The sequence below is a fragment of the Serratia rhizosphaerae genome (genome assembly GCF_009817885.1).
GTDB classification, from domain to species: Bacteria; Pseudomonadota; Gammaproteobacteria; order Enterobacterales; family Enterobacteriaceae; genus Serratia_B; species Serratia_B rhizosphaerae.
On sequence record NZ_CP041764.1, the window covers coordinates 4976886 to 5000039 of the forward strand.

The following is a 23154-nucleotide window of genomic DNA, read 5'->3' on the forward strand; positions in this document are numbered from 1 at the left end:
CCGGCAATTGCAGGGGCCGTTCACGCGCCCCTGCAATTGCGCTTATAAAGCGTGGGAGAGCGGTTTTATCCCACGGTCACGATTATTTTACCGACCTGACCGTTTGCTTCCATATAGCGATGCGCATCTGCGATATCTTCAAGCCTGAAGGTTTTATCGATGACCGGTTTCAGTTTGCCAGAACGTAAACCTTCTGAAACGAAGGATTTCGCTCGCTCCATTTTTTCCGCGTCGGTGGTGATTTCGAACAGCTCATAGCCGCGTAGCGTGAGATGTTTACCGAGAATATCGAATACAGGCACCAGCATGTCACGGCTGTCGAGCGCACCGTACTGGAAGTACATACCTTGTGGTGCCATGATTTGAGTCAACTTTGCCACGTCCGGGCCGCCCACAGGATCAAAAACAATGTGCACACCTTCGCCATGTGTCGCCCGGTTGATTTCAGCGACCATATCCTGCTCCGCAGTCGCGATCACAGCGGCCGCCCCTGCTTGCAGAAGCATGTCGCGTTTTTCGCTGGTTCGGGTCAGGGCAACAGGTTTGGCACCCAACATGTTCGCGATCTGAATAGCTGCCAGGCCAACGCTGCTTGATGCTGCGCGGATAATAACATTCTGCCCGGCCTGCAGGTTACCGTATTCAACCAGTGCGCCATAAGCCGTGACGAACATCATCCAGCTTGCGGCCGCTTCTTCGAAAGACAAATTGCCAGGATGTTTCACCACCGCGTGTAGCGGCGCGTTAACACGCTCACCGTACATGCCATATTCGTTAAACATGAATGAAGGGATCACGCTGACCACATCCCCTTTGGCGAACCCTTCGACATTCTCACCGACAACCTCAACCACGCCAGCCGCTTCATAACCCAGGCGTGCCGGGAATTCGGGGGCAATCACATACTGACCATTTCGGTACATAATTTCAGCACGATTGAGGCCAATTGCATGTACGCGGATTTGGACTTCCCCTGCGGCAGGCGCCGGCACCTCTACATCAACAACCTCAAGAACTTCCGGACCGCCGGTGCGGTTAAACGTGACAACTTTAGACATATATAGACCTCGTCAGTTAGCGGTATACCTTATCGATAGCATGAAAGGTGTACTCGATTAATCTGCGAACAATCTACGTGGTTGTCACCCGGGTAAAAATAGCCGCTGAGGAACTTCAGTGTTATTCATTCAGTAACAATCTGTCGGTTTCTGCCGATCTGCCGGCAAAAACCTCGCTGAACCAGTCGATAAAGACGCGCACCTGAGGGGAAAGATAGCGCCGGTCCGGATACATCACCGACACGGGTTTGGCAACGGAGGGATACTGCGTCAGGATTTCTTCAAGCTTACCGGAAGCAATATGCGGGGCAAGGGCATCACTGGAAGCCTGGATAATCCCCAGACCGGCCAGGGCGCAGGACAACAGAATATCGGAGTTATCGACCAGCATGCTGCTGGCAGGACGCAGTGAGACCACCTCTCCATTCTCGATAAACTTCCACTCCATCACGTCACGACTGTGTTCGCTGAAGAAGTTAACTGCCCGGTGCTGTTCCAGTTCTGCCAGTGTTTCCGGCCTCCCATACCGTTGCAAATAGGAAGGGGCAGCGCAGGTGGCCATCCTGATATCCCCGAGACGTCTGGAGATAAAGCTTGAATCCTGCAATTCCCCCAGGCGTACCACACAGTCCACGCCTTCGGCGATCAGATCGTTTTTTTTATCCGAAGAAACCAGCACCACGTCAATATCGGGATATAACGACTTGAACTGCGTCAGGTGGGGAATAAGGATGGTATGGGCCAGCGCCAGCGGAACATCAAGCTTGAGCCGCCCACGCGGTGGTAAGGTTGATGAAAAGTTGGCCATCATACCATCGACTTCAGCCAGAACGTGTTTGGCATGCTGATAAAACTCGTCCCCTTTCGCCGTAATACTCAGCTTGCGGGTGGTACGATGTATGAGTTTTACGCCAAGTTCGTCCTCGAGCTGCTGTATCGCTTTACTCACTGCGGGGCGGTGCAGCTGCAGAATATCAGCAGCTTTGGTGAAGCTGCCCTGCTCAACGACCTGTATAAAAATACTAATATATTCAATTATGTTAGAACGCATATCACTACCGGATCACCCTCATCTACCGACCGAACCGAGCCGTTTTATCATTCAGATTGACCTACCGCGGCATCCGAACGCTTATGTCGGCAAGAAATTAATCGTTGATCTCACTACGTGAATTCTAACCTATATCCTTCAGAACCGATCCACGATACAGACAAGATCAAAATGACCCAAGTATACCCCTGGTTCCGACCTGTTGTGCTTCGCGCTTCGGCACCAGGCAGCCGTAAGCGGGCAAGCTAACGGAGCTGAAGGTCCGCTGTGAGCGAGGTGCAGCCCATGCAACGGAGCCAACGTCATCCCGGATTCCATCAATGTTTGAATGGTATCAGCACTCGACGTCCTAGCAGCCAATTCTGCTCACTATGAGTCTGTTATGTAACCCAAAGCGTGACATCATAGCAACCATGGTGGGTTAGATAGTTTACTGTATCGGCTGAAAGTCTATGGTAAATTTGGAGTAAAACCTGCCATACAGATTTGGTAGAACAAAAATAGATACTCAGGAGCCTATAGAATGCTAAACAGGCAAGTCAGGCAAATCTATCCTCTACAGGATAAAGATACCCAAACGGCGGTATTTAGTGATTATTCTCACTTTCCGAATATTGTTCTGCTTGGTGATCCTGGTGCTGGAAAAACGCACCTCTTTAAACAGTTTGCGGCATTGCAAGAGGCAAAATATCTGACAGTACGTCACTTCTTAAGTGGCGTACCTATTAATAATCAGAAAACGTTATTCATCGATGCATTAGATGAGAAGAGGAGTGCCAGTAACAGTAGTGACGTTGTAGATGACATCGTCCGTAGGCTTTTTTCCCAAACGCCACAAAATGTCAGAATTTCTTGTCGCTCTCAGGATTGGTTAGGCGAATCAGACTTGTCAGCATTTTTACCCTATTTTGAGCAGACGGGAGGCTATGTTGTTTTACATTTGCAGTCGCTCTCAAAAGAAGAGCAAACTGCAATTCTACAAGCTAATGGTGTAGAACACCCCGAAGCGTTTCTGGCTGAAGCAGAAAAACATGACGCCAGCGAATTTCTTTACAACCCACAAAATCTAATAATGCTGGCTGAAGCCGTTAAAGAAGGAAACTGGCCCCATACAAGGTCTGAACTTTTCCACTCTGCGACACAGTTCCTTTTAACTGAACATAGCCAAGAACATACGCGGCTAACTTCAGGAATTTATACCTGCGACGAGTTAGAGTATCCTGCAGGATCAATTTGCGCGTTGCACATATTGAGTGATGTTTCCGGGGTTTCTCTGCTTCTGAACGATATCCGACCAGAATACCCCAGTTATAGAACCATCTCGTTCTTCTCACATGAAATAATTAGAGCGGCGTTATCGCGGCGGGTTTTTTCTGCCGGAGATGAGCTTGAGACTGTTGAGTACAGCCACAGGACAATTGCTGAGTATTTAGCGGCAAAATGGTTAGCCGGGATCGTTGACAAAGGGCTACCCATAGGACGTTTGAGAAGTATGCTGGGATTTGAGGGGTATCCGTCTTCAGAATTGAGAGGTTTACACGCATGGCTAGCGGTCTTTTTACCGCAATATGCCCAAGTATTCATTGAAGCCGATCCTTACGGCGTTCTGACCTATGGCGATGCAGCTTCATTACCGACAGCGGAAAAAAAAAATCTACTGGTGGCGCTGTCAAAACTTTCAGAACGTGATCCTTGGTTTAGAAATCACGGTCTCAATTCATATCTGAATGGCTTCGCGACAGTAGAAATGGAAACTCTGTTGCGACAGATAGTCCGCGATCCTCATTCGTCATTTTCTCTGCGCATGATCGTTTTGGAATCCTTATCGGTAACAACGCCAATAGTCGCACTGAGTGATGACTTAATTAATATTGCAAAATCGGAGGATTCCTCGTATGCGGAAAAAGAGGAAGCAATAACGGCATTAATCCATTTTGGATTGTCTGGTCAGAAATTTTCGGTACGTTTTTTTGCAGAATTAAAAGACAAAAATCACGATGGCATCCGGTTGCGTAACCATATTATTCAGTTGCTCTATCAAGATTACTTTGTACCTCAGGATATAGCACAATTGCTGGTTGATACATTAAATATAACCAGCGAACGATTACCGATAGGCGCATTATGGCGACTGAATGATATTGTACCGACAGCTGATCTGCTCGCTATCTTTGAACATCTCGATCGGTACCACACCGCTCACAGTAAAGACTGGTATTCTTCAGCTAAAAATCATTCTGAGATTGTGCATTTTCTGGAAGCTGGATTATTTCAGATACTGAGCGAGAAGAATGGTTACAGCGCATCTCAGATATGGTTGTGCCTAAAAACGTTCTATAACTACTCCCATAATCACCACTATCGCGGTTATGACAATGTGCAGAAATCTATCGTTCAGGAGATGAAAAATCGTAGCTGGCAATATGAAGATATTATAGACGCTGCCATTCTTTCATTTACACGCTATGATACTCATTACTTGTTCTTATATGAATTTGGTGGAAGCACCTTCCATCATATTCCTGATGAGATTTTGCTAGCACGTTTTATCCACTATTTATTCCATGCTGAACCTGGTTCAGATAAAACTGAATGTATTTATCGACTGACATTTTCGATCCTTTACCGATGTGCCAAGCCATCCCAAGAGACGTTTGAATTTCTTTCCGCATACTGCCATTTAAATGTAAAGTTGACTAGTGTGTTTGAGACTTCCATCGTCTGCGAGATTGACGATTGGCGAGTAAAACATAATCTTAGCCAAATAGCGTATGAGAAAGAACGAAACGCGGCGCGTTATGAAGATAGGTACAGTTTCGAGTTATGTCGTCAGGAAATTGTGTCGGGCCAACATTTGGATTGGCTCAAACATATTTCCTATATTTACTATTCTAAATACAGCGATGTTGATGACAAATTGACGCCAGTGCAGCGCTGTGCAGACATATTAGGTGCCGAAAACGTCACTGATTCGATATCCGGTCTTTTAGCGATTTTAAATCGTTCAGATCTGCCCACAATTGACGAGGTGAATTGTGCTTTGTTGAAGAGGGAGTATTACGAATGGTGGTATGCGGTACTGGCAGGAAGCGATGAGTTATTTAAAAAAAATCCTGATGTTACACAATGGAACGAAGATTTGTTAACAACGCTATTGGCGCTGGATGTGATATTAGCACTTTTCACTAAAGACAATAATGTTATAAGTAATTATTCATTACCGTGGAAAAAGGATGTAATACTTTACAAAACAGCATTTTTCATCAAAACCTATTACCACATTATCAATTTCTGCATGAATAATCAGTTGCAAGATATCCGTGCACTTAACTATCTGTTAAATGATACCTGCATTCCAATCGAATATGCCGTCCCTTTAGTTATGAGACTAGCTAAAGAGCACCCTGATGATGTTCTCCATTTACAAAACCTGGTTGAGTGGTTGTTAGCGCATCCTGAAAGTCATGCAGAGTTGTTGCAGCTATCTAAGTTGATGATAGCGCAACCCTCAAAACTTAATAAGACAAGTTATCAAATCTGGCTGGTATATACTTATTTATTCGCTCCAGACCAGTGTCAGGATCTATTTTCATCTGAATCAAAATCTGCGCCGGAAATGATAGCGATTATTCGTCAACTATCTGGTAAGGCGAAAAGAGGCCGTGGGAGTAGTGAGCAGCGTTTATCACTAACACAATTGGAAGCGATCATCTCTGTCTCTGCTACTCATTTTCCTAATGCAGATCGAGTTGCAAGTAACGACTCTAACTCAGCAAACAATTGGGAGTATGCTGATTTTATCAAAAGATTGATTGATGACGTATCTTCATTTTCCTCATACGATGCTGGTGAAGTATTTAAACGTTTATTATTACTGCCAGAATGTACAAGTTATCGGGATTATCTCTTGCACGCTCAAAGCAACCAGAAGGTGCGGTATCGGGAATCACAGTTTCAACACACTAACTGGAAGCAAGCTTTGAATACGCTGAAAAATCAGACCCCAGCTAATGTAATGGATCTCTATGCGCTATTGTTAGATCATTTGCGGGATATCGCTAACCGAATTACTTATGAAAATACCGATATTTATAAACAGTTCTGGAATGAGAATGGCAATGGTCAAATTTTAGTGCCTAAGCCTGAAGAGAGCTGTCGGAATTTTTTTCTGGAGCTGCTTAGAGCACGACTCCATCCGTTACAAATAACCTGTGAGCCTGAAGGCCACATGGTTTCGGGTAAAAGGGCTGATATCATCATTTCACTTCCAGGAATAAAGATCCCCATTGAGATAAAGCGTGATTATCACCGCGACGTCTGGAGCGCGCTTAACAAGCAGTTGGACCAACTTTATACTACCAATCCCGATGCCGCAGGCTACGGCATCTATCTGGTCTTCTGGTTTGGTGCTTCTCGACCAAACGCTATCCCTCGCCCGGCGAAAGACACGCCACCCCCAGTAAACGGCACGACAATGGAGGACATTCTTAATGAAGCTGTGCCAATGGTTAAGCGAGACCGCCTGTCTGCGATAGTAATTGACGTATCAGGTGAGGCTAATTCGACTGTTGTAACGCAAAAATCATCTAAGTAAGGAAAGTGAATCATGATTACAAAAGAACTTGTAGATGAAAGTCTCAATATTCACCGACTGGTTGATTGTGGTGATTTTGACCTGGCATACCAGCAATCCGTTGTATTCCTGGAAAAACTGAGAAAAATAACGGTCAAGGGTGAAAATTATTTTATAGTGCTGGGGAATGTGGCTGGCGGTCTTGTTGATATTGGGCAAATGAGCAACCATAAAAATGCAGCAGAGCTTGGTTTTAAGCTGATGGATGATAACAAGGAAGCATTAGCACATGTACAAGGAGAGAGCCATTTTTATTATAATTATGCTAATTCTTTGTCTAATTTGATAACTGTCAATAACCCTCATGATCATACCTTTCAATCAATAGAAGAACTCGTTTCGTTAAAAAACATCTATTGGCGAGCCTTCAACCTCTCTTCACAGGAGAGCGAAGAGTTCCAAGCAGAACTGTCAGTTAATCTGGCCAATTCACTAAGAAGTCAATTTAGGATGAGTGAAGCACTGAGATATTATGATCTCACTAATCGCAAGGGATTAGATATACCACAGTCTTGGGTTAATCGTTCTGCTGCGCTCATTGAGCTAAACCTTGTTTCATCTTCATACTCCATTAAGCAATTAAAGGAGATACGAAAAGGGTATAATAATGCATCTATTTCAAAAAAAATCCCTCCACAATGGGAATCATTTTATCTTGGGCGTATAGCACAAACGAACGATAAAATAGAAAAATGTGTATCAGCAGACGGCGAAACGGACGAGCATGATGACATGCTCACGCAACAGGAGTTTGACGCATTGAGTGCATACAGGCAATTCTGCCTAATAAATCATCTGACGCTGTCCGAGCACGGTCTTTATTGCTCCTGTGTGGGGAGTGCCACCGATAATCTTGTCATCTCTTCTTCTGGTGTAACCGGTGATTTTATTATTCCAATGGAGATGGCATTAAACCGCTTTAAATCGGAGTTTTCACTTGCCCGCCATCTCTATTTTGAATACCTTTATCCTCAGGATACGGATGAAATTAAAGAAGAATGTCATTTTTTAGAGTTACATAATGACGAGATCTTAGGCATTGATATTGAGAAGATCAGAACGGCATTTCGTCTCTGCTTTGGTATTCTCGATAAGATTGCGGTATGTATCTGTGAACTTCACAAAGTTTATCCACCTGCAAAGAAGGGCGTGTTACAGAAAAATATCTATTTTCAAAGCTTCTGGCAGTTAGACGTTGATAACAGAAGACAACGGTTTGAAGATATAAAGTCACCTGGACTTTTAGCATTGTATAGCATTGCTACTGACCTGAATAAAAATAAAGGTGGCGAATTGTATTTTTATAAAGAGTGGCGTAATGGTCTAGAACATAAATTTTTGGTGGTACACAAAAGTGATAAAGCAGAAGATCTTTACCAGTCTTATAAATTGATTAAAGATATTCTTTTCATCAAAGAGGATGAGCTTATTCACCATTTCGGCCAGCTAATTCAGATAACCCGTTCAGCAATATTTTCATTTGCTTTTATGGTTAGACATGAAGGTAAGAAACAAAAAAAAGAGAATATTCCTTATATTACCAATAAACTCCATATGAAAAGGTATTCTTCAGAACCTAAGTAAAAGACAGTAAGCGAAACGCTATGTAAACACCCCCTGCAAAACTACCCATCCACTATTAAAGAGTCTTTGGCGCTCCAGCGTCCGCTCCTGGCACACAGCGGAAATTTAGCTCGAGTAGCATACAACCTTAAGCACAAGCTCTTCCTGCGGCTGTGCCGCCTGTCCGCCCTGCGCCAACGCGCCGATCGTCAGGGCCAGCAAGGTTTTGCCTACCCATTGCGTATATGTGGTGTTGTGCATGATATTTTCAGCAAAATAAGCAAAAAAATGGCCCGAGTGACCGGGCCTGATAAGCGTTATTGATTCAGCGGCACCCGCACAATGCTGTCCGGCCCCTGGGTCGAGCCGTCCTTGTTGAACGCCTGCTTCACCGTCACGTACAGGGTTTGTCCGTCAGCGGACAGCAGCAGGCTGTTCGGGTGCGGCGGCAGGCTGACGCTGCGCTTGGTCGCATAGCTGTGCGCATCCAGGATCAGCAATTTGCCCGATTCGCGCTGGGTCAGGTACAGCTCCTGGCGCTGCGGATTATACTTGACCGCCAGCGAGTCGCCGTTGTCCAACTGCTTGATCAGCTTGCCGCTGCGGATATCCAGCACCAGCGTGGTTTTGGCTTTGGAATTATCGGTGACGAACAGGCGGCCGCCTTGCTTATCTTCCGCCAGGTTCAGCAGCAGCGCCGGCTTCTCACCCAGCGGCTGCCAGCGTTGCTCGATCGCGTAGCTGCGCGGGTTGATCACCAGAATTTCACCGCCGCCGTTGGCGGCATACAGACGTTGGGTCTGCGCGGAATAGTGCAGACCGGTGACCCATTTCCCGGCGTTATTAATGCGTTTTTTCAGCTTCAGCGTTTTGGCATCCACCACCCAGATCACGCCGGGATCCGCCACGCCGCCGATAAACAGCTGGCCGTCATGCCAGAGAATTTCCCGCGCGCCGTAGGGGAAGCCTTTCTCATTGCGCTCGCTGAACAGCAGACGGCCGGTAATCTTGCCGCTGGCGATATCCAGCGCGCTGACGCCGCCGTCAAGCGAGTTGGTGACGTACAGCGTCTTGCCCTGCGGATCCATCGCCACGCCGAAGTTTTTCAGATCGGTATGGGTGATCCCCAGCACCTTCAGCGTGGCGGGATCCAGCTTATAGATCGCTCCGCCCTGCACGTCCTTAAAGCCCTGCGCGCTGGCGACATACAGCGCCCGGCCGTCCGGCGTGAGGGCCATTTCATACAGCCCGTCCCCCAGCGCGTTCTTTTGCAGCTGCGCGCTCTGCGTGGCCGCCGCGGCCGGTGTGCCTGTCGCCGTCGCGGATGCGCCGCCGCCCTGCTGGGCGCTGCAACCGGCCAACGCCAACCCCACCAACAACATCAGCGCAGATCTTTTCTTATTCATCGCAAACCTCTTTTTTCAGCATAAAAATTAAAAACGGTAGTTGGCGGTCACGGACACGTTACGCGGCGCGCCGTAGACCACGTACTGACTCACACTGGTGTCGTAGCGTTTATCAAACAGGTTGTTCAGGTTGGCCTGCAGCGACAGCTGTTTGGTCAGCTGATAGCGGCCAAACAGGTTGACCAGCGCATAGCTGCCCTGCTCGGCGTGCAGGGTGCCGTTGCCCTCCGGGCCGGCAACGTCCTGCCAGGTGTGCGTCTGCCAGTTCACCCCGCCGCCGACGGTCAGCTCGCGCAGCGCCGGCGGGTTATAGGCGGCAAACAGCTTCACGCTGGTGCGCGGCAACATCGGATTGACCGCCTCACCCTTGCTGTCCTCCGCCACATAGCGGGTCGCGCCGAAGGTCATCTGCAGGTTGTCGGTCACCGCCCCGTTCACTTCAAACTCGATGCCTTTACTGACGGTGCCTTGCGCCGGGGAGTAAGCGGTTTCGGCGGTGCCGGGGATCACGTGGCCGGTGCTCTGCGCCACGTTGTCCTGCTCGATGCGGAAGATCGCCAGTGAGGTGGTAAGACGGCTGCTCAGCCAGTCGCTTTTCACACCGGCCTCGTAGTTTTTACCGGTGACCGGCGACAGATAGCTGCCGCTGCTGTCGCGGTAGGTTTGCGGCTTGAACACGGAGGTGTAGCTGGCATAGGCGGACCAGCTGTCGTTAATGTCGTACACCAGCCCGGCGTACGGGGTAACGTTGTTCTTCTCCATGTTCTGCGTCAGCGTGCTGGTGCTCCACTGGGTATAGCGCGCGCCGGCAATCAGGTGCAGCGAGTCGGCCAGCGAGAAACGCGTCGCGGCGTAGGCCGATTTTTGATGGATGGTGTCCTGCTGCGCCACGCTCATCTCGCCCCAGTCGGTTTCCGGGAACTGGCTGTTCCAGTGATTAAAGTTGCCGACATCGTCGGGCGACAGGTTGGCGAAAGCGTTCAGGTAGCGGTTGGTCTGCCGGCTGTAGCTGACCCCGGCCATCAGCTGGTGCTGGCGGCCGAACAGCTGATACGGCCCGCTGGCGAAGGCGTCGATGGCATGCACCTTGCGCGTGCCGGTGTTGTAGCCGGTGCCGCCGACCACCGGGTAGTTCGGATAGGAACTGACGCCGATACCGCTGTCGCGGTCAAAAAAGCCGTCGATATACAGCATCTTGCTGTCGAGCTTGGTTTCGGTGTGGGTGCCGTTCAGGGTGAACTGCCAGCCGTTGTCGAAGCGCTGCTTCAGCGTGGCGAACAGTTTGCGCGACTGCTTGTCGTTGTAGGCCCAGTCCGGCGCGGTATTGAACGAGCGTGAATAGTCGGTTTTGCCGCCGTCGCGATACCAGCGCGGCACGCCGCCCCAGGGCGGGTTGTCGGCGTTGGTTTCCTGATACTCGTAGCCCGCCGACAGCGTGGTGCTGTCGGTCAGATCGGCATCCACCACGCCGTAAATAAACTTCTTGTTGGCGCTGTAGCGGTCGATATAGCTGTCGTTATCCTGATAGCCGGCCACCATGCGCCCGCGCACATTGCCCGATGCGGTCAGCGGCGCGGAAAGATCGAGCACATAGCGCTGCTTGTTCCAGCTGCCGTAGCTGGCGGACACATTGCCGGTAAACTCCCGGCTGTCCGCGTGCTTGCGCACCATATTCACCGCGGCGGACGGGTTGCCCGCGCCGGTCATCAGGCCGGTTGCGCCGCGCACCACCTCGATCCGCTCATACAGCGCGGTATCCGACGCGGAATCCCCCAGATTCCAGCGCTCCTCAAACACCGTGGGAATATCATCCACCATGTAGTTATCGATCAGGAAGCCGCGCGAATAGAAGGTGCTGCGATCAAAGTCGGCCACTTTCTCCGTCACTCCGGTGGTGTTTTTCAGCACGTCCCCCAGCGTCTGCATCTGCTGGTCCTGCATGCGCGGCTGGCCGATAACGCTGACCGACTGCGGGATATCGCGCGCGGTCAGGTTCATCTTGGTGCCCGCCCGGGTGATCGGCACGCTGTAATCCTGCTGCGCCGCCTCATCGTCGCCTGCTGCGGCCTCCACCAGGATGTTGTCCTCCTGCTCCGTCTCCTGCGCGGCGGCATCCGGCAGGTGCAGCGCGGCAGCGACCAGAACGGCAATGCCTGACAGCGCCGGCATCATCCGGCCGCCAGAGGTCAGGAGACGGCCACGGCGTTTAGCCATAATCATTATTTTATCCTTCGGGGTTTTATTATTGTCAGTGAGCGGAATACGCCGGCGTGATTGCCGCCGCGCCGTTCCGCCGATATTCCCTGTGTCCGTGCTGAATCATCCGCAAAAAACGGCGATTCCGGTGTTGATGTCTTTCCCTGAGGCATATTAATTGACGCGATAGCACAAACGCCCTCGCGAAGTAATACGAATGAGAACTATAATTATTTGTATTGTTGATGTAAAAACATATTGCAAAAAACCATTAGTCAGCTAGCCATTGCCCAGCAACCAGCCACCCTGACGTGATTTATTTTTCCGCCTCGATATCAAGGAGTGACCGGCCGTGCAGCCCTCGCGTTTATTTCCGCTGTTTTCCACCCTACTGACTTTTCTACTGCTGCTCGCCAGCCCGCCAGGCCGCGCTGCGGACGCCGGCTGGCCGCGCACCCTGCATACGCCACGGGGCGACGTGGTGCTGCAGCAGCCGCCGCAGCGCATCGTCTCCACCAGCGTAACGCTGACCGGTTCGCTGCTGGCGATTAACGCTCCGCTGGTCGGCTCCGGCGCCACCGCACGCAACTCGACGGTGGCCGACGCTCAGGGCTTTTTCACCCAGTGGAGCCAGGCCGCGCAGGCGCGCCGGCTGAAGCCGCTGTATATCAGCGAACCCAATGCCGAAGCGATCGCCGCCGAGGCGCCGGATTTAATCGTGATGTCCGCCACCGGCGGCGACTCCGCGCTGAAGCTGTACGAACAGCTGTCGAGCATCGCCCCGACGGTGGTGATTGATTACGGCAATATCAGCTGGCAAGGTCTGACTCAGCAACTGGGGGAAATAACCGGCCATGAGGCGGATGCGCAGGCCGCCGTCACGCGCTTCGAGCAGCGGGTGGCGGCGCTGAAGCAGCGTATCGCCCTGCCGCCGCAGCCCACCTCGGCGCTGGTGTATTACGAGGACGGTCGCGGGATGAATATCTGGACGCCGGCGTCGGCGCAGGGTCAGCTGCTGCAGGAACTGGGCTTTACCCTCGCGCCGCTGCCGCCGGACATCAGCGGCAACCACACGCAGGGTAAACGCAACGATATTATTCAGCTCAGCGGGGAAAAAATGGCGCGCGCGGTCAGCGGCGCCACCATACTGCTGTTTTCCGCCGACGGGCGGACGGTGAAGAAGTTTACCGGCAACCCGTTCTTGTCGCAGCTGCCGGCGGTGCGCCAGCAGCGGGTTTACGCCATGGGGCTGGATACGTTTCGGCTGGATTATTACAGCGCCAACAACCTGCTGGACTATCTGGAACGGCAGTTCGCCAACGCGGCGTCGTAACCGCCGTTCCGCACGTCAAGAGCGGGAGTCGGCCGTCACCGGCTCCCCGTCCGCCGGCTCCTCTTCCTGCGGCGACGCAGGCAGCACACAGTGGCGTAGCGTACGCACGCTGCACGCCAGCAGCAGGCCGATCAGCGCCGCCGCGCCGCCAAAGGTGAGCACGCTGAGCAACGGCGTCAGCACCCGGCCGACCACCCCCAGCCCCAGCGCCCCCAGCGAATCACCGGTCACGTCCTGCGCGGTGCCGAGGCTGTTCACCCGCCCCAGCAGGTGGTCCGGCGTATTGCTCTGAATCAGCATAAACTGCAGCAGCGAGGCGATGGCGTTGGCATAGCCGTAACACACCAGCGCGATCAGCGCCGGCAGCAGGCTGCTGAACACCCCCAGCGAGGCGATGGCGGCAAAAGCGCAGATCGCAGCGCTCAGCATCAGCGCGCCCGGCCGCCGGAAGCGCGGCACCCAGCCGCTGGTAAAGGCGCCCAGCATCGCGCCCAGCGGCACCGCCGAATACATCAGGCCGATGGCCGAGGTGCCCACCCGATAGGTATCCTGCGCCAGCGCCGGAAACAGAATACGCACCGCGCCGACGATGCTCATCAGCATTCCCAGCAGCACCACCGAGCCCACCACTTTGTGCCGCCAGACAAACTGCACGCCGCTGGCCAGCGCCCGCAGCGGATGTTCCGGCTCCTGCGCCTGCGGCCGCAGCGTCGGCAGGCGCGTCAGCGGGATCAGCGTGCCCAGGGTGCCGGCCGCCGCCACGGCGAACGCCGCCCCCACGCCGCCGGCGACGATAATCACGCCCCCCAGCGCCGGCGCCAGAATCGCCCCCAAACGCACGGTAACCATGCTGAGCGCCCCGGCGGCGGCCAGATTCTCCCGCCCCACCAACAGCGGGATCACCGCCATCAGCGCGGTCATGCCCAGCGCGCCGAAAAAGCCGTCCCAGGCGGCCAGCAGATACAGCGCCCACAGCGACGGCGCCGGGGCGAAGGCGTTCAGACTCAGCGCCACAAAGCCCAAGCCGCAGGTGCCGCGCGCAAACAGAATCAGCTTACGCCGGTCGAAGCGATCGGCCAGCACGCCGCCCAGCATCAGGCCGATAAACATGCCGACGCCGTCCAGCGCCACCGCCACCCCGACCTGCAGCGTCGAGCCGGTCATCGCCTGGATCTGAATCGGCACGCCGACCGCCAACATCCCCAGCGAAAAGACCGACAGCATGCGGGCGCAGAAAATCGCCCGGAAGTGCGCATTGGTTCTCAGTAAACTGAAATCAAGCAAAAAAGAGGGTTTAGCCATAATGTCTCACAATAAACTTTATCGTTATTACAGACCGGCAGCCGCGCTGGCCGCCGGCCTGTCGGTCAGGCCAGACGGTACTGGCGCGTTAACAGCGAATGCAGCAGCGGCCCGAGCGTTTCCAGCGACGCTGGCGACAGAATATCCGCATGCTCACAGGCCTGCGGATAGCAGGTCAGCCGCTGCAGATACGGCGCCCAGGTGGCGTTGACGTCCATCTCCGCCGGCAGGGTTTTGCTGGCGACAAACAGCGTCGCCGTGCCGTTGAAGCGCGCGCTGCGGGCGGTAGACAGCAGACGTACCGCGTCCTTATAGTTGGCGACAATGTCGTTGAACATCGCCGCCTTCTCCGCGCGCAGCGCCGGATCGCCGTCGTCCTCCGCCATAAACTCCGCCTGCTCCTGCGCCACCTCCTGCTGCGCCTGCTCCTCGCTCGGCCCGCTCCAGTCCTGTCCTTCCGGCGGGTAGGTGTCGAGCATACCGAGGAACGCCACCTCTTCCCCCTGCTGCTGCAGACGCGCCGCCATCGCATGGGCCAGCGTGCCGCCCAGCGAATAGCCCAGCAGGTAGTACGGGCCGTGCGGCTGCAGGTCTCGCAGGTTCGCCAGATGGCGATCGACCATCTGATCCAGCGTGTCGCAGCGGGCAATAACGCCATCCGGCCGCGGCGACTGCAGGCCGACGATCGGGAAGTCGCCCGGCAGATAGCGCATCAGGCCGGCGTACTGCCAGGCGAAGCCGGAAGCCGGATGCAGGCAGAACAGCGCCGGTCCGTCGCCGCCGCGCAGCCGCAGGATTTCGCCGGCGCCACGGCTTTCGGCGTTGCCGCCCGGCTGCGCCTCATCCAGCAGCGCCGCCATATTTTCCACGCTGCGGGCAAACATAATCTGCCCGACCGACAGCGAACGCCCCGACTGCTGACGCAGTTCCGCCGCCAGCCGCATGGCGAGCAGCGAATGCCCGCCCAGCGCGAAGAAATCGTCCCCGGCGCAGATGCCGTCGCGCTGCAGGATCCGGCTGAACAGCCCGGCCACCAGCAGTTCGCTGTCGCTGCGCGGCGCACGCCCCGCCGTCTGCTGATACTGCGGTTTCGGCAGGGCTTTGCGGTCCAGCTTGCCGTTGGCGCTGAGCGGGAAACTGTCGGTCAGCACGTAACTGACCGGCAGCATATGCGCCGGCAGACGCTGCGCCAGCGCCTGCGCCAGCACCTCGCTATCCAGCGCCATGCCCGGCTGCGGCACCAGCCAGGCCACCAGCTGACGCATATCGGCTCCGCCGGCGGCAGCGGCCTGCGGCGACAGCACGATGGCATGCGCAGCCGCCTGCGCCACGCCGGGCTGCGCCAGCAGCGCCTGCTCGATTTCCCCCAGTTCGATGCGCTGACCGCGGATCTTCAGCTGATCGTCACTGCGCCCCAGATATTCGACGCTGCCGTCCTCCAGCCAGCGGGCGATATCACCGGTGCGGTACATGCGCTGTCCGTCCCCCGCCGGCGACGCCACAAAACGCTGGGCGGTCAGGTCGGCGCGCCGCAGATAGCCCGCCGCCAGCTGTACGCCGCTGAGATAAAGATCGCCGGCACAGCCGACCGGCACCGGACGCAGCAGCGCATCCAGAATGTGCAGCTGGGTATTCCACACCGGACGGCCAATCGGCACCCCGGCGCCGCTGACCGCCGCCAGCGCCGCGCCGGAGGCCGGCTGATAGGTGACGTCCACCGCCGCCTCGGTCGGGCCGTACAGGTTATGCAGCGGCGCGCCAACCTGCGTCTGATAGCGGGCCGCCAGCTCGCACGACAGCGCCTCGCCGCTGCAGAACACCTGCTTCAGGCTGCGGGCGCGCTGCGGCGACGCCTGCTCCGCCAGCGCCTCCACCCAGATGGCCAGCATCGACGGCACGAAGTGCAGCGTGGTGACGCGGTACTCATCAATCAGCGCCGTCAGCGCCTGCGGGTCGCGGTGCGCCTCCGGCGGTGCCATCACCAGACGCGCCCCCACCATCAGCGGCCAGAAGAATTCCCATACCGAGACGTCGAAACTGCACGGCGTTTTCTGCAGCACCACATCCTGCCCGTCGAGCGGGTAGGCGTGCTGCATCCAGTACAGCCGGTTGATAATCGCCCGGTGGCTGACCACCACCCCTTTCGGCCGTCCGGTTGAACCGGAGGTATACAGCACATAGGCCGGGGCATCGGGGTCGATCGCCGGCCACGCTTCCGCCGTTGGCGACGGCTCATGTGACAATGTCACCTCGTCAAACGTCAGCACCGGCGCCAGCGCGGCGAAACGCGCCTGCAGGGCGCTGTCGCTGATAATCAGCCGCGGCTGCGCGTCCGCCACCATATAGGCCAGACGTTCGTCCGGGTAGCCGGTATCCAACGGCAGCCAGGCGGCGCCGAGCTGCACCACCGCGCTCAGGGCCAGGCTCAGTCGCACCGAACGCGGCAAGGCGACGGCGACGATATCCCCCGGCCGGATGCCGGCCTGACGCAGCCGCTGCGCCAACAGCTGCGTCTGCTGCTGCATCTCCCGGTAGCTGAGACAGTGCTGCGCATCCTGCAGCGCGACAGCGTCCGGCGTTCGCGCCGCCTGCTGCGCCACCGCCTGCGGCAGCGTGTTCGCCGTCAGCAGATGCGCGGTCTGGTTCACCGCCGCGATCAGCGCCTGCTCCTGCGGCGTTTGCAGCTGCCACTGCGCCAGCGGCCGATCGGGCTGTTCGATCCACTGCGTCAGCAGCAGCATCAGCCGTTCGGCGAAGCGCTGCGGCTGCGGCACCGACGCGCGGTACTCCATCAGCAGGCGCAGGCGCTCACCCGGCAGCACCAGCAGCGTCAGCGGATAGTGGGTATAGCCTTTGTTGGCGATGGCGTCGCAGCGCAGCGGCCGGTCACCGCCCAGCAGCGCGCCGTTGTCGGGGTAGTTTTCCACCACCAGCAGCGTGTCGAACAGCGTACCGGCCCCCGCCAGACGCTGGATCTCCCCCAGCCCCAGATCGTCATGCTCCAGCAGTGCGATCTGCTGCTGCTGCAGCTCCGCCATCTGTTCACACAGCGAGCGCTGACCGTCCAGCCGCACCCGCACCGGCAAGGTATTGCTGAACAGGCCGACATGTTCTTCCACCCCGTCAACCTGGCCGAAACGGCCGGACACCGGCGAACCGAACACCACGTCCTGCTGACCGCTGTGGCTGGCAAGCTGCAGCGCCCATATGCCCTGCATCACGCTGTTCAGCGTCAGGCCGCGCTCGCGGCACAGGTTCAGCAGCCGCTGTTCCAGCGCCGGCGGCAGCGTCATCTCCCGTTCATAGACCTGTTCATCATGCGAGCGCTCGCCGAACAGCAGCGTCGGCCGCGCGTTCTGCAGCGTCTGCCGCCAGATCTGCCGCGACGCCTCGGCATCGCGCGCCGTCAGCTGTCGCACGATATCGCCGTAGCGTGAGCGCAGCGGCGGCAGCGCCGACGGCCCCTGATACAGCGCGGTCAGCAGATCGCCGAGCACCACCGGCGTCGACCAGCCGTCGACAATCAGGTGGTGAGCGTTCAGGAACAGCGTATAGCGCGCTTCGTCGCCGTGCCTGACCAGCAGCGCATGCAGCATCGCTCCGCCCTGATTGAACAAATCGCGCGCCAGTTCCTCCTGCTCCAGCGTGCGCAGCGCCTGCGCCTCCTGCTGCGCCGACTGCGCCGGCAACGGCTGCACGTCCAGCGGCCACGGGCTGTCGCTCTCCGCCAACAGCGGCAGCAGCTGCAGCGGCTCGCCTTCACGGGTAAAGCGCGCCGCCAGCTGCGGATGACGGCGCACCACCGCATCCAGCGCCTGCTGCAGACGCTGCTCATCCAGCTCGCCGCTGAGGCTCAGACGGGTCAGCGAGTTATAGCTGCCGCCGACGGCGGCGGTTTGCGCATGGAACAATAGACCGTGCTGCAGCGGCAGCAGCGGCAGCGCATCAGCCAACGGCCCGTGGCGCTGTTGCCACTGTTGCAGTTGCTCATCGCGGACCGTCAGCGGCGCCAGCTCGGCAGCCACCAGCGTCGCCGCCGCCTGCGCCGGCTGACGTGCGGCAAACGCCGACAGCTCGGCCAGCGCCTGTTCGATACCGTCGTGCAGCGCCGCAATATCCTGCTCGCTGAAGATCGCCGGCAGCCAGCTCCAGTTCACCGCCAAACGCGGCTGCTCCCCTTCTTCGACAAAAATATTCACTTCCAACGGATGGCTCAGCGTCTGTTGCGCATCCTGCGCCACCGCAAAGACGTCGCGGAAGCGCTGCTGCGTGCGCTGCGGCGTCCACAGCGTCTGTTCCTGACCGAAACGTCCGAGATAGTTGAACAGGATCTCCGGCGCATTGCGCGCCGCCAGGGCGCTCAGCGCATCGCGATGCTGCGGGTGCAGATAGCGCAGCTGGCCGTAGCCGATGCCGCGGTCACGCACCGCGCGCACCACCTGTTTCACCGCGCGTACCGCCTGATGTGCCGGTTCTGCATCCAGCGCAATCAGCAGCGGATATTCCGCCGTCAGCCAGCCCAGGGTGCGGGCCAGGTCATTGGCGCCAACCTCGGCGCGGCCGTGCGACTCAACGCCGATGCGCAGCTGCGAGGCGCCGAAGCGCTGACGGCAGGCCAGCGCCAGCGCGCTGAGGATGATCTCCTCGACGTTGGCGCGGTACCTGTGCGGCAATGCGCCCAGCAGCGCGGCGGTCAGTTCACCGTTCAGCAGGGTGCGTCGCTCACGCAGCGCCGCCGGACGATCCTGCGCCGGATCCAATGCCCGAGCGCCCAGCCGCGGTGCGCCGTCCGCCAGCATCGCCCGCCAGAACGGCAGCTCCGCCGCGCGTGCCGCGCTGTCTTCCCGCAGCCAGCACGACCATTCATACAGCGAGGTCTCTTCCGCCGGCAGCGCCGGCGTCTCGCCGCGCATCGCCGCTTCCGCCAGTTGACGCAGCTCCTCCAGCAGGATGCGCCAGGAGACGCCGTCGGTCGCCAGGTGGTGGATCACCAGCACCAGTCCCTGCGATTCACCGCCGCATGGCAATAATACCGCCTGCATCATGACGCCGGCGGCGGGATCGAGCCGGCTCAACGCCTGGTCGAACGCCTGTTCGGCGGCCGCTTCCAGCCCGCCTTCCGTCGTCTGCACGCGCAGACAGCCGGCCCCGCCGCTTTCTCCGACCCACAGTTGCCCCTCACGGGTGCGTGCGTCCAATACCGGGTGCGCCGCGCGCAGCTGCGTCAGTACGCTGCGCAGCTGCCCGGCCTCCAGCGCCGCCGGCACGCGCAGGAACACCCCGTGGGCGAACAGGCGGTTGATATCGCCCTGTTCGCCGAACGCATGCAGGATCGGCAGGCCGTCGATCGGCCCGTGTTGTACTTCGCGCAGCGGCTGTCGCTGCGCCGTCAGCGGCTGCATCGCCTTCGCCATCCGCGCCGGCGTATGCTGCGCGAAGATATCGCGCGGCCGCAGCAGATAGCCGGCGCGCCGCAGCGCGGTGCCCAGCCCCATCGCCGAGATACTGTCGCCCCCCAGCGCAAAGAAATCATCGTCGGCGCCGACGCGCTCCATGCCCAGCAGCTGCGCCATCGCATGACAGATCAGCCGCTCGGCGTCGTTGGCCGCGTCACGGCTGACGTTGCTCACCGCCTGCTGCGGCTGCGGCAGCGCCTGACGATCGATTTTGCCGTTGACGTTCAGCGGCAGCTCGTCCATCACCACCAGCAGCGCCGGCACCATATAGTCCGGCAGACGGCCCGCCAGCGCTGCCAACAGATCGCTTTGCAGCGTCGGCGACGCCCGCAGCGCCGCATCCTGCACCGAACAGTAGCCGATCAGCCGGTGGGTGGCACCGATCTCTTCGGCGATCACCACCGCGCGCCCCACCTGCGGCAGCGCCGCCAGCGCGCTTTCCACCTCGCCCAGCTCCACGCGGAAACCGCGCACTTTAATCTGGTGATCGGTGCGGCCGATAAATACCAGCTGCCCCTCGCTGCTCCAGCGCATCAGGTCGCCGCTGCGGTACATCACCTCGCCGCGGCTGAACGGGTTGGCGACAAAGCGCGCCGCGGTCAGATCCGGGCGGCGCAGGTAGCCGCGCGCAATGCCTTTGCCGGCGATATACAGCTCGCCGGCGACGCCGATCGGCACCGGCTGCAGCTGTTTATCCAGCAGCCACACTTCGGTGTTGGCCACCGCGCGCCCCACCACCGGCTGTTCGGCGGCGTCAACCGGCGCGCCCAGCGTATCCACGGTGTATTCCGACGGCCCGTAATAGTTGTGGATTTCCACTTCCGGGTGCTGCTGCATCAGGTTCCACAGCGTCGGCGTTGCCGCCTCCCCGCCGATCATCACAAACGACGGCCGCGGGAAGTCGCCCTGCAGCAGCCCGCAGTCCACCATCTGCGAGAAGAAGGACGGCGTGATATCCAGCAGATCCACCGGCGTCTGGCGGGTCTGTTCCAGCAGCGCCCAGGCGTCGCGCCGCAGCTCTTCGTCGAAGATATACAGCTCGCAGCCCATGATCATGCAGAACAGCGGCTCCCAGGAGGAGTCGAACGAGAACGATGCGGTGTGTCCGGCGCGCATGCGCCGCCCGTGGCGGGCCTGATATTTCTCAATCGCCGGGCCGAACAGATACGCCTGATGGGACAGGAACAGGTTCAGCAGGCCGCGATGGGTCGACATCACCCCTTTCGGCCGTCCGGTCGAGCCGGAGGTGTAGATCATATAGGCCAGATGGGCCTCATGCAGCGGCTCGCGCCGTTCGGCATCCTCAATCGGATGCGACGCCGCCGCCGCGCACAGCGCCCGGCAGTGCGCATCATCCAGACACAATACCTGCGGCAGTTCCGGCATCTGCGGCAGCGTACCGCGCTGCGTCAGCAGCAGCGCCGGTTTGGCGTCGTCGCACATCAGCGCCAGACGCTCGCGTGGGTAGTCCAGATCGAGCGGCATATAGGCCGCGCCGCTGGCCAGCACCGCAAACAGCGCCACCAGCGTGTCCACCGAGCGCGGAATGCCGATCGCCACCACATCTTCAGCGCCGATGCCGTGATCAATCAGCACCCGCGCCAGCTGCATCACCCGTTCCGACAGCTGGCGGTAGCTGAGGCTCTGCCCGCCGCACGCCACCGCCGTTGCCTCCGGCTGCTGCGCCACCCGCTGCAGCAGCGCGTCGATGATCGAGGTCATGCCGGCAGGCGTCGTCAGTTCACGTCCGCGCCCCCAGGCGGCCAGCCGTTGCCGTTCCGCTTCGCCGATCAGCGGCAGTTCGCCGTTCGGCCGCTGCGGCTGATGCGCCAGCTGCTGCAGCAGATGGCCGATGCGTTCGGCATGCTGCCGCAGCGTGGCGGCGGAATATTTCTGCGGGTTGGCCACCAGCGAGACGTACAGCGCCTCGTTCTGGAAGCCCAGTTCAAACTCCAGATCGTCCACCGGCCCCATCGCCAGCGTATGCGTCACCGCCGGCTGGCCGTCAAAGGATAAGGCGCTGTGATACACCTTCACGTTAATCACCGGGCCGTACAGCTCCTGCTGCTGCCCCACCAGCCCTAAATCACGCCGGATTTGCTCCGCCTCATAACGCTGATGGCGGCGCACCTGTTTGATTTCCGCCACCACCGCCCGGCAGGTTTCCGCCAGCGACATCTGCGGCGTCACCGTCAGCTGCAGCGGCAGCACATTCACCACCGGCCCGATCGCCGCCAGCGCCTGCGATCCCATGCGGCGCATAAACGGAAACCCTACCGACAGACGGCTTTCACCGCTGATGCGCGCCAGATACACCACCAACGCCGCAGTGACGATGTCAGCCGGCTGTGCCTGCTGCAACGCCTCCTCGCCCTGCAGCGCGTCGAACAGCGTCGCCGGCAACACCAGCGACTGTTTGAGCGGCCGCGCCTCCCCGGCAACGACGCAATTTTCGTGCGACAGCGACAGCGTCGGCGGCAGGTCGCGCAGCCGCTGCTGCCAGAACATCGCCGCCCGCTCCGCCGCCGGCGAACTCGCCCACTCACGGTACTCCGTCACCACCTCGCCGAACGGGGTGAACGGCGACGGCGACAGCGTCTCGCCCTGACGCAATGCGCGGTAAATATCGGCGATCCGGCGGGTAACGGCGTCAAAACTGAAGCCGTCCAGCATGATATGGTGGAAGCGCTGGTACCAGAACCAGCGCCCTTCGCCGACCTGCATCACCACCTGACGGTACAGCGGCCGTTCGCCGTCGGCGGGCAGCGACTGCGCCAGATCGTCTTCCATCAGCGCCAGCGCGGCCTGCTCCCCGTCCGGTTGCCGGCTGAAGTCCAGCCACTCGGCGGGCGCGACCTGCGCCGCATCGGCCCGCAGCGGCAGACGCTGCAGCGGTACACCGTCCGCCGACTCATAGAAACGCGCCTGCACGGTGTCGGCCTCCGCCAGCCCCTGGCGAATGGCGCGCTCCAGGCACGGGCGGTCAATCTCGCCGCGCAGTTCGGTATAGTGCGCCACGGCGAAGCTGTTGCGCCGCAGCGCGATTTGATCGGCGATCCAGATGCCCGGTTGCGCCGCAACCAGCGGATATTCCTGGTAGTCGAGCCGGGTTTCAGGCAGTGAAAGGGTTTCTGACATGCTTTCTATCCTTTTCCT

10 protein-coding genes are annotated in these 23154 nt (G+C 57.9%); 3 read left to right on the forward strand and 7 right to left on the reverse strand.

Annotated features, from left to right (window positions below; all coding sequences use genetic code 11):
- Positions 1-65: 65 nt before the first annotated feature.
- Positions 66-1058 (reverse strand): zinc-dependent alcohol dehydrogenase family protein, encoded by a 993-nt coding sequence (locus FO014_RS23210; RefSeq protein WP_160031237.1) that lies wholly within the window; start codon positions 1056-1058, stop codon positions 66-68.
- A gap of 121 nt (positions 1059-1179) precedes the next feature.
- Positions 1180-2109 carry a LysR family transcriptional regulator gene (locus tag FO014_RS23215; protein ID WP_160031238.1) on the reverse strand — a complete coding sequence of 310 codons (930 nt, stop codon included), beginning with the start codon at positions 2107-2109 and terminating at the stop codon, positions 1180-1182.
- A 523-nt stretch (positions 2110-2632) separates the two neighbouring features.
- Between FO014_RS23215 and FO014_RS23220 the strand changes: the two genes are divergently transcribed.
- Together FO014_RS23220 and FO014_RS23225 are read left to right on the forward strand one after the other, a co-directional pair.
- Positions 2633-6703 (forward strand): NACHT domain-containing protein, encoded by a 4071-nt coding sequence (locus FO014_RS23220; RefSeq protein ID WP_160031239.1) that lies wholly within the window; start codon positions 2633-2635, stop codon positions 6701-6703.
- Positions 6704-6715: 12 nt separating this feature from the next.
- Positions 6716-8326, forward strand: a complete 1611-nt coding sequence (locus FO014_RS23225) for an LA2681 family HEPN domain-containing protein (RefSeq protein WP_160031240.1) — start codon at positions 6716-6718, stop codon at positions 8324-8326.
- Between the two features lie 105 nt (positions 8327-8431).
- Here the strand turns inward: FO014_RS23225 and FO014_RS24185 are convergent, their stop codons facing one another.
- From FO014_RS24185 to fhuE, 3 genes are read right to left on the reverse strand one after another with little or no spacing between them, the layout of a single operon-like run.
- Complete coding sequence (locus FO014_RS24185; protein ID WP_281354960.1) at positions 8432-8566, reverse strand: hypothetical protein; 135 nt, start codon at positions 8564-8566, stop codon at positions 8432-8434.
- Positions 8567-8622: 56 nt separating this feature from the next.
- Positions 8623-9711 carry a YncE family protein gene (locus tag FO014_RS23230; RefSeq protein ID WP_160031241.1) on the reverse strand — a complete coding sequence of 363 codons (1089 nt, stop codon included), beginning with the start codon at positions 9709-9711 and terminating at the stop codon, positions 8623-8625.
- Positions 9712-9738: 27 nt separating this feature from the next.
- The gene (gene fhuE / locus FO014_RS23235; RefSeq protein WP_105230932.1) at positions 9739-11931 is read right to left on the reverse strand and encodes a ferric-rhodotorulic acid/ferric-coprogen receptor FhuE; all 2193 of its coding nucleotides are present in this window, start codon (positions 11929-11931) and stop codon (positions 9739-9741) included.
- A gap of 328 nt (positions 11932-12259) precedes the next feature.
- On the opposite strand from fhuE, the gene fepB reads away from it, so the two are divergent.
- On the forward strand, positions 12260-13240 hold the full coding sequence (fepB, locus tag FO014_RS23240; protein ID WP_160031242.1) for a Fe2+-enterobactin ABC transporter substrate-binding protein: 981 nt from the start codon (positions 12260-12262) through the stop codon (positions 13238-13240).
- A gap of 15 nt (positions 13241-13255) precedes the next feature.
- Here the strand turns inward: fepB and entS are convergent, their stop codons facing one another.
- Together entS and FO014_RS23250 are read right to left on the reverse strand one after the other, a co-directional pair.
- Complete coding sequence (gene entS / locus FO014_RS23245; RefSeq protein WP_160031243.1) at positions 13256-14542, reverse strand: enterobactin transporter EntS; 1287 nt, start codon at positions 14540-14542, stop codon at positions 13256-13258.
- Positions 14543-14607: 65 nt separating this feature from the next.
- The gene (locus FO014_RS23250; protein WP_160031244.1) at positions 14608-23136 is read right to left on the reverse strand and encodes an amino acid adenylation domain-containing protein; all 8529 of its coding nucleotides are present in this window, start codon (positions 23134-23136) and stop codon (positions 14608-14610) included.
- Positions 23137-23154 lie beyond the last annotated feature (18 nt).

Coding starts and splice junctions, on each gene's coding strand:
- FO014_RS23210 (WP_160031237.1), bottom strand. CDS start 1,058: ATGTCTAAAGTTGTCACGTTTAACCGCACCGGCGGTCCGGAAGTTCTT.
- FO014_RS23215 (WP_160031238.1), bottom strand. CDS start 2,109: ATGCGTTCTAACATAATTGAATATATTAGTATTTTTATACAGGTCGTT.
- FO014_RS23220 (WP_160031239.1), top strand. CDS start 2,633: ATGCTAAACAGGCAAGTCAGGCAAATCTATCCTCTACAGGATAAAGAT.
- FO014_RS23225 (WP_160031240.1), top strand. CDS start 6,716: ATGATTACAAAAGAACTTGTAGATGAAAGTCTCAATATTCACCGACTG.
- FO014_RS24185 (WP_281354960.1), bottom strand. CDS start 8,566: ATGCACAACACCACATATACGCAATGGGTAGGCAAAACCTTGCTGGCC.
- FO014_RS23230 (WP_160031241.1), bottom strand. CDS start 9,711: ATGAATAAGAAAAGATCTGCGCTGATGTTGTTGGTGGGGTTGGCGTTG.
- fhuE (WP_105230932.1), bottom strand. CDS start 11,931: ATGATTATGGCTAAACGCCGTGGCCGTCTCCTGACCTCTGGCGGCCGG.
- entS (WP_160031243.1), bottom strand. CDS start 14,542: ATGGCTAAACCCTCTTTTTTGCTTGATTTCAGTTTACTGAGAACCAAT.
- FO014_RS23250 (WP_160031244.1), bottom strand. CDS start 23,136: ATGTCAGAAACCCTTTCACTGCCTGAAACCCGGCTCGACTACCAGGAA.